Annotated in this window: 12 protein-coding genes and 1 pseudogene; 5 read left to right on the forward strand and 8 right to left on the reverse strand. The window is 31.5% G+C overall.

Features of this window, described 5'->3' with window-relative positions:
• The first annotated feature begins 44 nt into the window (after nucleotides 1-44).
• Nucleotides 45-374, forward strand: coding sequence for a hypothetical protein (locus ACVEGE_RS18450; protein ID WP_192501450.1), 330 nt, complete (start codon nucleotides 45-47; stop codon nucleotides 372-374).
• A gap of 295 nt (nucleotides 375-669) precedes the next feature.
• Nucleotides 670-1,587 carry an AraC family transcriptional regulator gene (locus tag ACVEGE_RS18455; protein WP_192501451.1) on the forward strand — a complete coding sequence of 306 codons (918 nt, stop codon included), beginning with the start codon at nucleotides 670-672 and terminating at the stop codon, nucleotides 1,585-1,587.
• 1 nt (nucleotide 1,588) lies between these two features.
• Here ACVEGE_RS18455 and ACVEGE_RS18460 read toward each other — a convergent pair whose 3' ends face one another.
• Both ACVEGE_RS18460 and ACVEGE_RS18465 read right to left on the reverse strand, forming a co-directional pair.
• Nucleotides 1,589-1,963, reverse strand: coding sequence for a DUF779 domain-containing protein (locus ACVEGE_RS18460; protein ID WP_173853339.1), 375 nt, complete (start codon nucleotides 1,961-1,963; stop codon nucleotides 1,589-1,591).
• A gap of 66 nt (nucleotides 1,964-2,029) precedes the next feature.
• Nucleotides 2,030-3,535: an aldehyde dehydrogenase family protein gene (locus ACVEGE_RS18465; protein WP_192501452.1), complete on the reverse strand. Its 1,506-nt coding sequence runs from the start codon at nucleotides 3,533-3,535 to the stop codon at nucleotides 2,030-2,032.
• Nucleotides 3,536-3,798: 263 nt separating this feature from the next.
• Here ACVEGE_RS18465 and pheT point away from each other — a divergent pair, with 263 nt between their 5' ends.
• Nucleotides 3,799-6,219: a phenylalanine--tRNA ligase subunit beta gene (pheT, locus tag ACVEGE_RS18470; protein ID WP_192501453.1), complete on the forward strand. Its 2,421-nt coding sequence runs from the start codon at nucleotides 3,799-3,801 to the stop codon at nucleotides 6,217-6,219.
• Nucleotides 6,220-6,347: 128 nt separating this feature from the next.
• Here pheT and ACVEGE_RS18475 read toward each other — a convergent pair whose 3' ends face one another.
• Nucleotides 6,348-6,902: a fasciclin domain-containing protein gene (locus ACVEGE_RS18475; protein ID WP_192501454.1), complete on the reverse strand. Its 555-nt coding sequence runs from the start codon at nucleotides 6,900-6,902 to the stop codon at nucleotides 6,348-6,350.
• A gap of 70 nt (nucleotides 6,903-6,972) precedes the next feature.
• Between ACVEGE_RS18475 and ACVEGE_RS18480 the strand changes: the two are divergent.
• Nucleotides 6,973-7,390 (forward strand): annotated as a pseudogene (locus ACVEGE_RS18480) (IS1595 family transposase); the annotation flags it as partial.
• A 225-nt stretch (nucleotides 7,391-7,615) separates the two neighbouring features.
• Here the strand turns inward: ACVEGE_RS18480 and ACVEGE_RS18485 are convergent.
• Complete coding sequence (locus ACVEGE_RS18485) at nucleotides 7,616-8,836, reverse strand: IS4 family transposase (protein WP_192501455.1); 1,221 nt, start codon at nucleotides 8,834-8,836, stop codon at nucleotides 7,616-7,618.
• Nucleotides 8,837-9,266: 430 nt separating this feature from the next.
• On the opposite strand from ACVEGE_RS18485, the gene ACVEGE_RS18490 reads away from it, so the two are divergent.
• Nucleotides 9,267-10,682 (forward strand): ThuA domain-containing protein, encoded by a 1,416-nt coding sequence (locus tag ACVEGE_RS18490; RefSeq protein WP_192501524.1) that lies wholly within the window; start codon nucleotides 9,267-9,269, stop codon nucleotides 10,680-10,682.
• Between the two features lie 286 nt (nucleotides 10,683-10,968).
• Here ACVEGE_RS18490 and ACVEGE_RS18495 read toward each other — a convergent pair whose 3' ends face one another.
• The 4 genes from ACVEGE_RS18495 to ACVEGE_RS18510 all read right to left on the reverse strand — a co-directional run bounded on the left by ACVEGE_RS18495 (nucleotide 10,969) and on the right by ACVEGE_RS18510 (nucleotide 13,852).
• The gene (locus ACVEGE_RS18495; RefSeq protein WP_192501523.1) at nucleotides 10,969-11,178 is read right to left on the reverse strand and encodes a hypothetical protein; all 210 of its coding nucleotides are present in this window, start codon (nucleotides 11,176-11,178) and stop codon (nucleotides 10,969-10,971) included.
• Between the two features lie 285 nt (nucleotides 11,179-11,463).
• On the reverse strand, nucleotides 11,464-12,642 hold the full coding sequence (locus tag ACVEGE_RS18500) for an IS256 family transposase (protein WP_458008584.1): 1,179 nt from the start codon (nucleotides 12,640-12,642) through the stop codon (nucleotides 11,464-11,466).
• 669 nt (nucleotides 12,643-13,311) lie between these two features.
• A complete protein-coding gene (locus ACVEGE_RS18505) occupies nucleotides 13,312-13,440 on the reverse strand; it encodes a hypothetical protein (RefSeq protein ID WP_255505435.1) in 129 nt (42 codons plus the stop codon).
• A 205-nt stretch (nucleotides 13,441-13,645) separates the two neighbouring features.
• Nucleotides 13,646-13,852: a hypothetical protein gene (locus tag ACVEGE_RS18510; RefSeq protein ID WP_192501504.1), complete on the reverse strand. Its 207-nt coding sequence runs from the start codon at nucleotides 13,850-13,852 to the stop codon at nucleotides 13,646-13,648.
• Between the last annotated feature and the right edge of the window lie 52 nt (nucleotides 13,853-13,904).

A 13,904-nucleotide genomic window follows, 5' to 3' on the forward strand; every position in this document is an offset into this window, starting at 1 on the left:
GTAATTATAAATCAGTATTTAATATTCCTAAGAACAGAAAAAAAATGGAAGACTTTAATTTTGAAGAATCGCAAAGAGAACAAAAGAGAATTGACGAAAATTTTGAAAGGACAGAAATTGAAGGAGGTAAAAATATTTTAAAATATTTTGATAGAATTCATGATAAACTTTTTGCATTTAATAACATTTTAATTGCAGGTTTCTTTGCGCTTTCTAAAATTGAAAATTCTATTTCAGTAAAAACCATTTTAATACCAATAATCAATTTATGCTTCTTAGTATTTATAGAATATCAAATGATGGAAAAAAGCCGATTTGAGTCATCAATAAAAACTCAAAATTTTGAAAATATGATTCACACGGTAAAAGAATAAATAGAACAAATCTCTATTCATTACTCAGTATTGTATCAACGTTAGTTGTAACAATCGTTTTTCTTTGGTTCTTACTGTGTAAATAAAAAAACGGCATATAAAAGCGGTTTGCAAAAATGGCGAAATATGTGGTAAATTCACGTTTATCTTTCGTAAGAGATTTTATCTTAGACGAAAATAATCGATCACGAAGCTCGCCACTTCTGTAGGTCACGACACGATATAACTACAAAATGTTTTTTTTAATACATCTATTTTCAGTAAGTTTATAGATCAATTTTCATACGTTATATTTATGAATCGCAGCTATATCTCTCCTCCAAGTTTGTCAAATGAAAAGTCCTTAAAAACTTTAGTTGAAAATAGAACGGTTTATAATTTAAACCACTGTGAATTAAATATTTTTGAGACTTATAAAGATGCTACTTTAGTTCCATTACAATTTAATGATTTAGTGGTGACGAGCATGTTAAGAGGTAAAAAAATAATGCACTTGTTTGACGATCCTTGTTTTGAGTATTTACCGGGCGAAACAGTGGTGATTCCGTCAAACGTAGAAATGAAAATTGATTTTCCTGAAGCAACTAAAAGTAATCCTACGCAATGCTTGGCTTTGGCGATAGACCAACAAAAAATCACAGCAACTTTACACTTTTTAAACGAGCGCTATCCTAAAGAAGGTAACAATCAGTTTTGGCATTTAGACTACCACAATTATTATTTTTATAACAATATAGAATTAGCAACTACCATCAATAAATTAGTAAAGGAATGTATGGGTACGTCCATAACTAAAGACATTTTAGCTGATTTGACCTTACAAGAATTATTGATTAGAATAATACAAACACAAACAGCAAAATCAATTGATGATGGAGTAATAACAGACTCTAATGCTCCAATAACTCAGGTAATAGAATACATTCGTTTAAATTTACGTGAAAATATCAGTTTGAAAAATCTAAGCGAAAAAGCATGTATGAGCACAACTTCATTTTATCGTTTCTTTAAAAGAGAATTAGGAATGACTCCTATAGAATTTGTAATTAAAGAAAAAATTAAATGTGCAAAAAAACTGCTTAAAAACCCTAAGATACAAATAAATGAAGTTTGCCATTTATCAGGATTTGAAGACAGTAATTACTTTATTAGATTGTTTAAAAAGCATGAAGGTATTACCCCTAAACAATACCAATTATTGTATGTAAACTGAATTATTCAATGTAGTGAATAGGTGTTAAATTTTGTTCTTCTTCTGGAGTGAAAATTCGGTATTCAATTTGGAACGTTTTCTTTAATGGCGTTTCTAAAGAGAATCCGCCAACACCAAAAGCATCAATAACTTTTAAGGTAAAATGAGCATGTTTCCAGTATTCAAATAAGTCTTTATCCACCCAAAACGCTACTTCTTCAATAGTTCCAATGCATACATCACCCATTCGTTGGTAAAAACCTCCCTTTTCAAAACACTGTGGCTGCGATCCCTCACAACAACCTCCTGCTTGATAAAACATCAATTCCCCATGTTTTTCTTTAAGAATAGCTATTAGTTCAATAGCTTCTTTTGTAGCATCAATTCTTCTAATCATTTGTTTATTTTAAATTATATATTAAGATAAAAGGCAAGCTTACACCTGCCTTTTTTGAATCATTTGCTAAAAGAAACCTAATTTCTTTTTGTCGTAAGAAATCAACATGTTTTTAGTTTGTTGGTAATGTGCAAGCATCATTTTATGATTTTCGCGACCTATACCAGATTGTTTGTACCCACCAAAAGGAGCACCCGCAGGGTAAGAATGGTATTGATTAACCCAAACCCGACCTGCTTGAATTGCTCTTGGAACTTGATAGATTTCGTGTGCATCTCGAGTCCATAAACCCGCGCCTAAACCATACATAGTATCATTTGCAATAGCGATAGCTTCCTCAGTAGTTTTAAAAGTTGTCACTGCTAGAACAGGACCAAAAATTTCTTCTTGAAAAATACGCATTTTATTATTCCCTTTGAAAATCGTAGGTTGGATATAATATCCTCCTGCAAGATCTCCATCCATTTTATATTGATCGCCACCAGTCAACAGCTCAGCTCCTTCTTCCTTACCTAATTTTAGATAAGACATAATTTTTTCTTTTTGTACCAATGAAGCTTGGGCTCCCATCATTGTAGTTCTATCCAATGGATTCCCCATTTTTATAGCCTTAGTTCTTTCAATTACACGTGCCATAAATTTTTCATAGATATCCTCATGAACTAATAAACGGGAAGGACTAGTACAAATTTCTCCTTGATTTAAAGCAAATAAAACAGCTCCTTCAATGGCTTTATCAAAGAAGTCATCATCAGCATCTCCAACAGATTTCATAAAAATATTAGGAGACTTCCCTCCTAGTTCCAGCGTCACCGGAATAATATTTTCAGTGGCATATTGCATCACTAAACGTCCTGTAGTCGTAGAACCCGTAAAAGCTGCTTTAGAAACTTTTTTATTAGTTACCAAGGCGCGTCCTAATTCTGCACCAAAACCATTTACAATATTCAATACTCCTGGAGGCAAAATATCACCTATTAATTCCATTAAAACTAAGATGGAAATGGGTGTACTTTCTGCTGGTTTTAATACTACAGTATTTCCTGCAGCTAATGCAGGTGCAATTTTCCAAACGGCCATTAATATGGGAAAATTCCAAGGAATAATTTGTGCAATAACGCCAAGAGGTTCACTCAAAGCAATTGAAACACTTTGTGAATCTAGTTCTACAATTGAACTTTCCTCAGCTCTAATCACTCCTGCAAAATATCTAAAATGGTCAATTGCCAACGGAATATCAGCAGCTAGCGTTTCACGAATCGCTTTTCCGTTATCGACCGTTTCTACCGTAGCGATGTATTCTAAGTTATCTTCTATTTTTTGCGCAATCTTATTCAATAAATTACTTCTCTCTGTGGCTGATGTTTTTCCCCAAGTTTCAAATGCTTTATGTGCAGTATCTACTGCTAGTTCTAGGTCCTCTATACTAGAATGTGCTGCTTGAGTGAATACTTTTCCGTCAATTGGAGAAACTACATCAAAATAATTTCCTTTTATCGGAGCTACGAATTTACCTCCTATGTAATTGTCATACTTTGCCTTAAATTCAGGTCTTTGTGCTATATTACTCATACTTCTCTATTTTAATTTACCCAAATTTACTTTGAATAATAATACATCTATAGCATTATCTATTCACTTAATAGCATAAAATTTCCATATTCGTTTTTTTAACCTTATTTTATTATTTAATTAGTAAAATAAATACTTAAAGTATAAGATATTATTTTTGTAGAAAGTTTTTTAATACTACAAAATTGACATAAAAAACAAAAAAAATAGTTTCTTACTACAAACTGCAATCCTTATATTTGCAATCTTATTAAAAATGACAGATGAAAATATCTTATAACTGGTTAAAACAATTTATTAAAACAGACTGGAATTCTGAAGAGACAGCAGCTTTACTAACCGACTTAGGTTTAGAAGTAGAAATGGTTGAAAAATATCAATCTATAAAAGGTGGATTAGAAGGAATTGTAGTAGGACATGTGCTTACTTGCGTTCCTCATCCTGATGCTGACCGACTAAAATTGACGACTGTAGATATAGGAACCGGTACTCCTATTCAAGTAGTATGTGGAGCTACCAATGTTGATGCGGGACAAAATGTACCAGTGGCAACAATAGGAACTGTTTTATACGATAAAGAAGGTACTGCTTTTACTATCAAAAAAGGTAAAATTCGCGGTCAGGAAAGTCACGGTATGATTTGTGCTGAGGATGAGCTAGGTTTAGGAGAAAGTCATGATGGAATTATGATTCTTGACGCAGCACTAGTTCCTGGGACAAAAGCTGCCGAAGTTTTTAAAGTAGAGAATGACGAAGTATTTGAAATAGGCTTAACGCCAAATCGTGCAGATGCCATGAGTCATTTAGGTACTGCTCGTGATTTAAGAGCGGGCTTACTGCAAAGTGGTATTAATGTAGAGTTAATTACGCCATCTGTAAGTAATTTTAGAATAGACATGCGTACCCTTAAAATAGATACTGTAATCGAGGACACACAATTAGCGCCAAGATATTGCGGAGTTACTATATCAGGGATTACAGTAAAACCTTCTCCACAATGGCTACAAGATAGATTAAAAGCTATTGGATTAAATCCAAAAAACAATATAGTAGACGTTACAAATTACGTTTTACATGAACTAGGACAACCATTACATGCTTTTGACGCTGCGAAAGTAAACGGGAAAATCATTGTAAAAACATTAGAAGCAGGAACAAAGTTCACTACTCTTGATGATGTAGAACGCACATTACATGAAGAGGATTTAATGATATGTGATGAAAAAGGCCCATTGTGTATCGCAGGAGTTTTTGGTGGTAAAAACTCTGGGGTTTCTGAGCATACTAATGCAATATTTTTAGAAAGTGCTTATTTCAATCCTGTAAGTATTCGTAAAACTGCAAAAAGACACCAATTAAGCAGTGACGCTTCATTTAGATTTGAAAGAGGTATCGACCCAACAATCACTGCTTATGCTTTGAAACGTGCAGCTTTATTAATTCAAGAAGTTGCCGGTGGAGAAATCACATCTGATGTTAGTGATGTTTACCAAAAGAAAATTGAAGACTTTGCTGTATTCTTAAACTTTTGTAATGTTAAGAAAATCATTGGTCAAGAAATACCAAAAGATACTATCAAGCAAATCTTAGTATCCTTAGATATTAAAGTCAATAGCGTATCTGAAACTGGATTGGGGCTTACAATTCCTTCATACCGTGTGGATGTGCAAAGAGAAATTGATGTTATCGAAGAAATATTAAGAGTTTACGGATACAACAACATTAGTTTTTCAAAAAAATTCAATGCTACCGTTGCTAACTCCCCTCGTAATGAGGACTATAAATTGCAAAATATTATTGCAACGCAGTTAAACTCACAAGGTTTTCACGAAATGATGGCTAACTCGCTAACTACGGCTAGTTATGTACAACTTTCGGATACTTTAAAAGAAGAGCACAATGTTACTATGTTGAATCCTTTGAGTAACGACCTAGCAACAATGCGTCAGTCATTATTATTCTCAGGATTAGAAGCTATCTCTTATAATATAAACCGAAAAAATAGTGATTTAAAATTATTTGAATTCGGTAAAACATATCATAAGTTTTTATCAGGATTTGAAGAACACAAACATTTGTCTGCTTTTATCACTGGAAATAGAAATCAAGAAAGCTGGACCAACGCTCAAAAACCAACAGATTTCTTTTTATTGAAAGGATACGTTGATGCTGTATTAGCACGTTTTGGAATACAAAAAACGCAAAATAGCCCCGTTACCTCTGATGTGTTTTCAGAAGGAATCGCAATTGGAACTGGTCACAATGCTTTGGTAGAATTTGGTTTAGTAAAAAAATCAATTTTGAAACATTTTGGAATAAAACAAGAAGTTTATTATGCTGATTTTAATTGGGACATCCTTTTGAAAGCTGCTGCCAGCAAAATAAAATTTACTGATATTCCAAAATACCCAGAAGTACGTAGAGATTTAGCGTTGCTAGTTGATCAAAGTGTAAATTACGATGCAATATTCGCTTTAGCAAAACAAACAGAGAAAAACTTATTGAAAGACATTAATTTATTTGATGTTTACGAAGGAAATAATTTACCTGAAGGAAAAAAATCTTACGCATTAAGTTTTACAATTCAAGATACTTCTAAAACATTAACCGACGCTCAAATCGATAAAATTATGGGTAAGTTGCAAAAAGTTTTTGAAACTGAATTAGGAGCTACGTTGAGATAAAGGCATTCGTGCTAAATATAAAAATCCCAATTCTGAATTAACAGAATTGGGATTTTTTTTCGTCAAAAAAAAGAGCCTTGAATAATTATCAAGACTCTTTATTATTTGCAATAACCTTCAACTAATTCTTAGTTTTTAGGTAATAAAACAGCATTTACTACGTGAATAACACCGTTTGATTGATTAACATCAGCGATAGTTACTTCAGCCATCCCCCCTTTTTCATCTGTGATGTATAGTTTTTTTCCTTTCATCCAAGCTGTTAAAGTTCCGCCACTTACTGTTTTAAGCATTGCTTTTCCATTTCCTTCTTTTATTGCTTTTGCAATATCAATTGCGTTCATTTTTCCAGAAACTACGTGGTAAGTAAGTATTGTTTGTAACATTTTTTTATTTTCAGGCTTCAATAGTGTTTCTACTGTTCCTGCAGCTAACATATCAAAAGCTGCATTAGTAGGAGCAAAAACTGTAAACGGTCCCATTCCTTGTAAAGTTTCAACTAAATCTGCCGCTTTTACTGCTGCAACTAATGTAGTGTGGTCTTTAGAGTTTACAGCATTTTCGATAATGTTTTTAGAAGGATACATTTCTGCCCCACCTACCATTACTGTTTTTTGTGCGAATGAAGTTCCTCCGAATGCTAATGCTAAAAATGCTACTGATAAAAATTTTCTTGTTTTCATGATTGTAATTATTAAGTTACTGAGGTCAGTAGATAATTTAATGCCTTAGAAGTCAATAAATAGGGGGATTATGAATTTATTTACGGGCCAAAACCTTTTAGAGTTTACTGAACGGTTTAAAACAGATGAAAACTGCAAGGAATATCTAGCAAATTTCAAATGTGAACAAGGTTTTGTATGTTTAAAATGTAAGCATACAAAGAGTCAAATCCGCAAGAATTTTTCGAGAACTTGTAATATTTGTAGCCATACAGAAATAGCGACTGCAAATACTTTATTTCACAAGGTTAAGTTTGGCTTACACAAAGCTTTTTTTATATGTTTTGAGATGTCCACTACTATCAAAGGTTTATCAGCTAGTTACGGAAGTTCGCTTTGGAGTCACCGAAAAAACAGCACGTTTATTTATACACAAAGTTAGAGAAGCAATGAAATCTAATGAGAATCATCCAATGAACGGAACCGTTCAGGTTGATGAATTTTTTATAATTCTAAGTAAAATTTAAAATTGCCAAATTTCTAAAGCAGCGTTATTTTTAATAATGCTGCTTTGTTTTACAATCATTGTTGTCCGGTAAAAATAATTTGAAAGTTATTTTTTCTTTATTTTGCAAGGCTTGACGAGGTTTTAACCTAGTTCAGCTTGTTTTCGAGTACTATCTTGAGAATTCGATGTACTAAAAAATATAATTTTTGGTTTGTTATATCGAATTTTATCCAGTTGCTAAATAATCATCAAATAAACCTATTTGACCATCTTTTATATGATCTAATTCCCAGTCTTTTTCAGGACTTTCTAAGAATTTAGTTAGGTGAATGTAATTGAATAAATGAATTCTACAAAAACTAATTAAATTCGAGAAAGACCATTGTCGTTTCAAGCTTTTCTTTATCACGCCTAGCAATAGATTTACTATTAGAACACAGTAAATTTGGATTTTAATAGCGTTTTCATTGTCTCCTAAAAAATATTTTAGAGGAAAATTTTGCTTGATTTGTTTGAACAAAAGCTCTATTTGCCAACGTATTTTATAAAGTGCAGCTATTGTGTCTGCTCTAAAGTCAAACAAATTACTAATAAACTCAAATCTTCTTTTGTGTTCTCTGTCATAGTACATTATTTTCCTTAATTTCAATTTGGTTTTTACGCCTTCCTTATTGACTTCAACTTCAATTATTTCGTCCGATAAAACACCGCAGTGAATGTTCCTTGGAATGTCATTTGTTTGTGTTACTTCATATTTTGCATTCTCTTTTATTCTCGTTACAAAACCTGTTTTTTGAGCTGTAAAATGCTCAAAAGCTTTGTAATCATTGTATCCTTTATCGAATATATAAACGGTATGTTCATCGCATTTTAGTCTTTTCAAAAACTGATGATCATGCGTTATGGCTGATGTGAACCAAACTAAACTTGGTACTTTTTCATCGGCATTTATCACACTATGCGATTTAATTCCTCCTTTACTTTTTCCGTCAACAGACTTTCTACCAACACATTTTAATATATCTTTAAACAAGCTTATTGTGGTGCTATCTACAATCTTAACATTCTTCTTCAAAGCTTCTTTAATTCGACTGTCCGATAAAACGAAGCTATATTTCTGAAGTAAATTGGTATAAATTTCTTCAAAAAACTCAACCTTACGTCCCTTGTTGGCATCCGCCAAAGTACTCTTTTTGGGAAGAGAGTTGATTCTAACAGTTTCTTCCTTACCTGACAAACCAAGCATTCCTCCAGATACTTCTCGTAAAGAGTTGCACTTTTCTATGCAACAAAATATCATACTAAATAGATGATCTTGACTCTTGAAACGTTTTACATATCGGTCTGAATTATATTTCTCAACAGCTTTCTGAATCATGGAGTCATCTATTAAAGAAATTAGCTGTCCGAAAACAGACTTAGTCGAAAAATACTTATTTTTACCCATCGTTATTTGAATTTTGCAACTCTAAATTACGATTATTTTAAGAAGCCATTAATTTGGCTTCTTTTTTTATCGGACAACAATGTTTTACAATACAATTTTATTAGAAATTTTAGCCCATGATATAAAACGACACTTACATACTTCGTAGATTAAGAAAAATTAGAGCTATTGTATAGAAAATTATATTTTATTCATTACAACTATCTGTTATCGTAACAAGAAAATATCTAATTTTTTTCCTATTTCATATAATAATTATTTAGGTTATATTTAATAACACTATCAATTTGCATTCGTGTTTTAACTTAACTTCTAATTCAATTTAGTAACAATATTGTTTTATTTATTATTTCTACACTAATTTAAATGAAATAGAGTTAATAGATATGTAATTACTTATTAAAATCTAAAGTATTAAAACAAACAAATTATGAAATCAAAAACTATTAAAACAGCGCTTTATTTATTCCTTTTTGCATGTGCAATAGGAAACGCTCAAACATTTAAATTACTTGTTTTTAACAAAACAAATGGTTATCGTCATTCACCAGCCATAACTAGTGGTATAACTATGATTAGAGATTTAGGAAATACTAACGGATGGACCACTGATGATTCACAGGATGCAAACATTTTTACATCTTCAAACTTATCACAATATAAAGTTATTATTTTTGCTAATACTTCGGGCGATGGGTTATTCACAAGTGCACAAAAACTAGCACTTGAGAATTTTATTAAATCTGGTGGTGGTTTTGTAGGTATTCATGCTGCAACAGACACTTATCGAGATAGAAGTTGGCCTTGGTACAATGACTTAGTTGGTGGAATTGTGCAAACAAGCCCTAATCATACTAGCAACAATACAGCAGGAACGATGGATGTTTTAACAACAAATGAAATAACATCACATTTAGGTTCAACTTGGTCAAAAAATGAAGAATGGTATTACTGGGAAAGAAACGGTGGCTATTTATACAATCAAAACATTAATTTATTACAAGTTCGTTCTACAGGTTCTAATTCTTATGATGCGTCAAGACCAACAACTTGGTACAAAGAATATGATGGTGGCCGTTCTTTTTACACTGCACTAGGACACAACAGTTCAGATTATGTTAGTAATTCTAATTTTGGAAAACTAATAAAAAATGCCATCTTATGGACTTCAAACGCAACAACTTCAACAACAACAATCCCTTTAGGTAGCATTATCTCAATAAAAGGAAGTAATGAGAAATTTATTTCTTCAGAAAATGGCACTAAATCTATGACTTGTAATAGAGATGCATCTGGATTATGGGAAAAATTTACAGTTGTTGATGCTGGAGGAGGAAAAATTGCTCTTAAAGGAAATAACGGAAAGTATGTTTCTTCTGAAAATGGTACAAAAGCAATGACCTGTACGAGAACATTTAACACAGTTTCTTCAATTGGTTCATGGGAAAAATTTGACTGGGTTAATGTTTCAAATGAAAAATTTGCTCTAAAAGGAAGCAATGGAAAATATGTTTCTGTAGATATGTTATGTAATAAGATTACAAAAACTACAACAGAGGAATTTTCATGGAATACAACTTCAAATGCTCGTCTAAATGATTTAGAAACAGCTAATTTTGAGGATATTACAGTATACCCAAACCCTTCTTCTGAAAGGATAAGTATTAATGCTCCAGTAAATTCATCGATTGCTATACTAGACGTTACTGGAAATATAGTTCTAGAGAAAAAAAATACAACAAATATTTTAAACACAATAGACATAAGCTCACAAAAACCAGGTATTTATCATGTTAAAGTAACTAATGGAGACGTTGTTAATTATAAAAAAATCATCATAAAATAAATCAAATACTTTAGATTTTAATAAAAATCTCTCTCTTTAAACTAAAATTTAAATTGAGAGATTTTTTTATAAAAGGAGAATTTAATAAAATTAAAGCTAAAGACTACCTAGCTAAAAATTGATTCTAATTTATTGGGGTCACATAAATTTTCTGGGGATTAAGCAAAAAGCTTTTCCATCCTAAAGAGAAAGAATTTCACCCCGCTACCGCACGAATCCTTTCGTGTGGGACGTTCTGTTAAACACAAAACATCCTAAATACTACCACTGCATCAACTAATCCTTTTTACCCTGCATAATCAATTGCACTACTATATATATAATCTTCTGGCTTATAAACAAATCCTTCTTCTACAGGATTATTATGCACATAATCGATTTTTTGATGAATAACTTTATTGCTCCATAGTTCAATTGGTTTGTTATCATGTCGCCAAAATTGAAAATGTTTTACATTGGAACTTTTTTCAGCTTCTTTTCTAAAGAACTCTAACAAAAACTCTTTTCTGCTTTGCTTCGCTTGTTCGCACTTTCAGGCTCGAGTCCCTAGGGTTTTCTTGTATGCTTTTTACAATAGATTGACTGGCAAACCTTTTTAAATCTCCAATCAAAAAAGCGGGTTTTTGATCATCTATACTTCTAAAAACTAAAATTATATAATTGCTCATTATACACCAAGCATGAATTTCTAAACCCTTATTGGTAGTGTATTAAAAAGTGTGTAAAAGTTATTATTATTATTTCAATAGAAAAAGAAGAAGTTTAGTGAAGCGTAGCGGAACTAGACTTCTTCTTTTTCTATTATTCTTTTTAATTCTTCAATCTCTCTAAAAACTGATACGGGATAAACATAGGATTTATATTCTTTTTCTATAGCCACTGATCCCATTAAAAAAAGTACCGATTCTGAGCTTGGCATTGCTCCTCTCATTTTCAATACCCGTTTGTAATCTCGATTTAAACGTTCTATCCAGTTGGTTGAATAAATCATTCTCTGAATCGAAATTGGATAATTTAAATAGGTGAAATATGCTATATTTCGCTGGTTTGAAAATGATTTTAAACTAGGATAACTTTTTTTATACTTTTCTACGAATTTACATAAATTTTCAAATGCTTCTACTACGGTAATGTTTTTTGTTTCTATTGCAAATATTTCAAGAAGTTCCTTACCTATTTCTAAACGTTTTGTTCTAGGAAAAACTGCTAAAATATTACGTTTGAGATGCACTACACATAACTGATGCTGAGCATTAACAAAAGACCTTGCAATGGCATTTTCTATTGACGTTAAGCCGTCTGAGACAACTAGGCCAACACTCTGAACACCCCGTTCTTTTAATGATTCTAATTCTTGTTGCCACAACAAAGCTCCTTCTGTAGGATGATTTACAATACTAAGGACTTCTCTAGAACCATCTTCTTTAATGCCTAATATAGTATAATATCCCTCTTTGCTGACCGATTTTTCTCTTCGAGTATGAACAAAAGTTGCATCTATATAAAACACTAAATAGTGAGAATCTAATTTGCGCTTAAGCCAAATTGAAACTTCCTCGCGACTATCTTTCATTAAATAACTGATCTGCTGCTTACTGTACTCTTTTCCGTAAATTTCTTCGTAAACATCACTAACTTGCTCGGTTGTTAAGCCTCGGCGATATAAACTAAAAATCAACTTGCGATGTTCTTCATCTTCATTGCGAAGCACATTTAAAAGCACTGGATAAAATGTTCCATTTCTTGTTCTAGGTACTTTTAAAACCATTTCTTTACCAAATCCTCGTGCTTTCCTTGTACGATATCCATTTGCAGAATCTCCTGGATGCTCTAGTTGATGTAGATGTCGTTCACTTTTCATAAAAGCATCTAATGTCATTTGCATCAGTAAGTTTGTTCCATTTTCAGAATTTGCTATATTCAACAATAATTCCGAAATTTGAGCGTGTGTAAGGTTCATAGTATGTAAGTTTATTTGTCATAATTTAAAATTACAACTTTTTTACTTTACACACTTTTTTAGTACAGTATCACTAATAACTTCATTTTTCCTATTGGATATATCTAAATTTATTCTTAATTCTTCTTTACTATTTGATACATTGCTGCATTCAATTAATGAGGTAGTAATCAATAAAAAACAGAAAATTTTAAGCATTATTTTTAGTTTGTAATTACCCATTTATTTGTAGGAATATTTAAAGTTTTCGAAACATTTAATCTAATATTATGTTTTGAGGCCTATAACTAAGAAAGTAATTATTCTCTCTTCTGTTTTTTTTCATTTTATGGCTGTAGATATATAGTATCAATTCTATTTACATTATCACTAGTATACTTACTTGTTGCAAGCATAGATTCTTGTTTACCTAAATATATAATATTATCCTCGTCTGTACTAGAAATTTTAATTTTAACATACCTAAATTATCAGTTTTTCCTATACGAAATTCAGAAGAATGGCTTTGATCCTAGACTAGTGAGTAACCAAATTCGATATTTGGGACGGGATTTCCATGAGAATAAATGAACCCTTTAATTTCACATTCTTTTTGTTCTTTACAACTAACCGTAAATATTAATACTACTATTAAATAAACAAATTTCATCATACTATTTTAACTTTTGTTTACCAAATTAAACCTAAAACATCTTTTTCTGCTGCAAATGTTCTTCCTTTATTTTTTATTCTATCATTGTAATACTTAATTAATTCGATTTCTCCTTTAAGGGTATATTCTCCAGAAATTTCTTCCATGAAACCACATAAATATATTCCTAAACTAATGATTCTTTACCAACAGGCTTAGTGTCTTGTGGTAAATAATATGAACTTCCTTTATGTTGCCAAGAAAATACCGTTCCTCCGTAAGCTTGTAATATCTCATGTCCGATTTCATGAGCACATGTGAATTCAAATTCTTTTTCTTCCTTTAGATCTGTAATATATTCCCATCCTTTATTTAAGTATACTGAATGACTTTTATAATAATCTTTCCAATTATCATTATATATATATAGCCAGCATTATATGAAATTCTTTGAACAAGCCCTTCCGATAACATGCCCATTATTTCATCATCTAAATTATTGTCTTTATAACTACCACCTGTATTTCCTGAGCGAGACCAAGCAACATTAGTATTGTATATTAATGGGATATCATTCATAGTGTTTTTATTGGTCGTAAATGCATTAACATAAGTTTCAAACGCTACACCA

It is taken from the genome of Flavobacterium sp. PL002 (assembly GCF_054165825.1).

What these genes read in the sequence shown, in the direction of transcription:
- ACVEGE_RS18450 (WP_192501450.1), top strand. Translation starts at nt 45, where the DNA reads ATGGAAGACTTTAATTTTGAAGAATCGCAAAGAGAACAAAAGAGAATT.
- ACVEGE_RS18455 (WP_192501451.1), top strand. Translation starts at nt 670, where the DNA reads ATGAATCGCAGCTATATCTCTCCTCCAAGTTTGTCAAATGAAAAGTCC.
- ACVEGE_RS18460 (WP_173853339.1), bottom strand. Translation starts at nt 1,963, where the DNA reads ATGATTAGAAGAATTGATGCTACAAAAGAAGCTATTGAACTAATAGCT.
- ACVEGE_RS18465 (WP_192501452.1), bottom strand. Translation starts at nt 3,535, where the DNA reads ATGAGTAATATAGCACAAAGACCTGAATTTAAGGCAAAGTATGACAAT.
- pheT (WP_192501453.1), top strand. Translation starts at nt 3,799, where the DNA reads ATGAAAATATCTTATAACTGGTTAAAACAATTTATTAAAACAGACTGG.
- ACVEGE_RS18475 (WP_192501454.1), bottom strand. Translation starts at nt 6,902, where the DNA reads ATGAAAACAAGAAAATTTTTATCAGTAGCATTTTTAGCATTAGCATTC.
- ACVEGE_RS18485 (WP_192501455.1), bottom strand. Translation starts at nt 8,836, where the DNA reads ATGGGTAAAAATAAGTATTTTTCGACTAAGTCTGTTTTCGGACAGCTA.
- ACVEGE_RS18490 (WP_192501524.1), top strand. Translation starts at nt 9,267, where the DNA reads ATGAAATCAAAAACTATTAAAACAGCGCTTTATTTATTCCTTTTTGCA.
- ACVEGE_RS18500 (WP_458008584.1), bottom strand. Translation starts at nt 12,642, where the DNA reads ATGAACCTTACACACGCTCAAATTTCGGAATTATTGTTGAATATAGCA.
- ACVEGE_RS18505 (WP_255505435.1), bottom strand. Translation starts at nt 13,440, where the DNA reads ATGGAAGAAATTTCTGGAGAATATACCCTTAAAGGAGAAATCGAATTA.
- ACVEGE_RS18510 (WP_192501504.1), bottom strand. Translation starts at nt 13,852, where the DNA reads ATGAATGATATCCCATTAATATACAATACTAATGTTGCTTGGTCTCGC.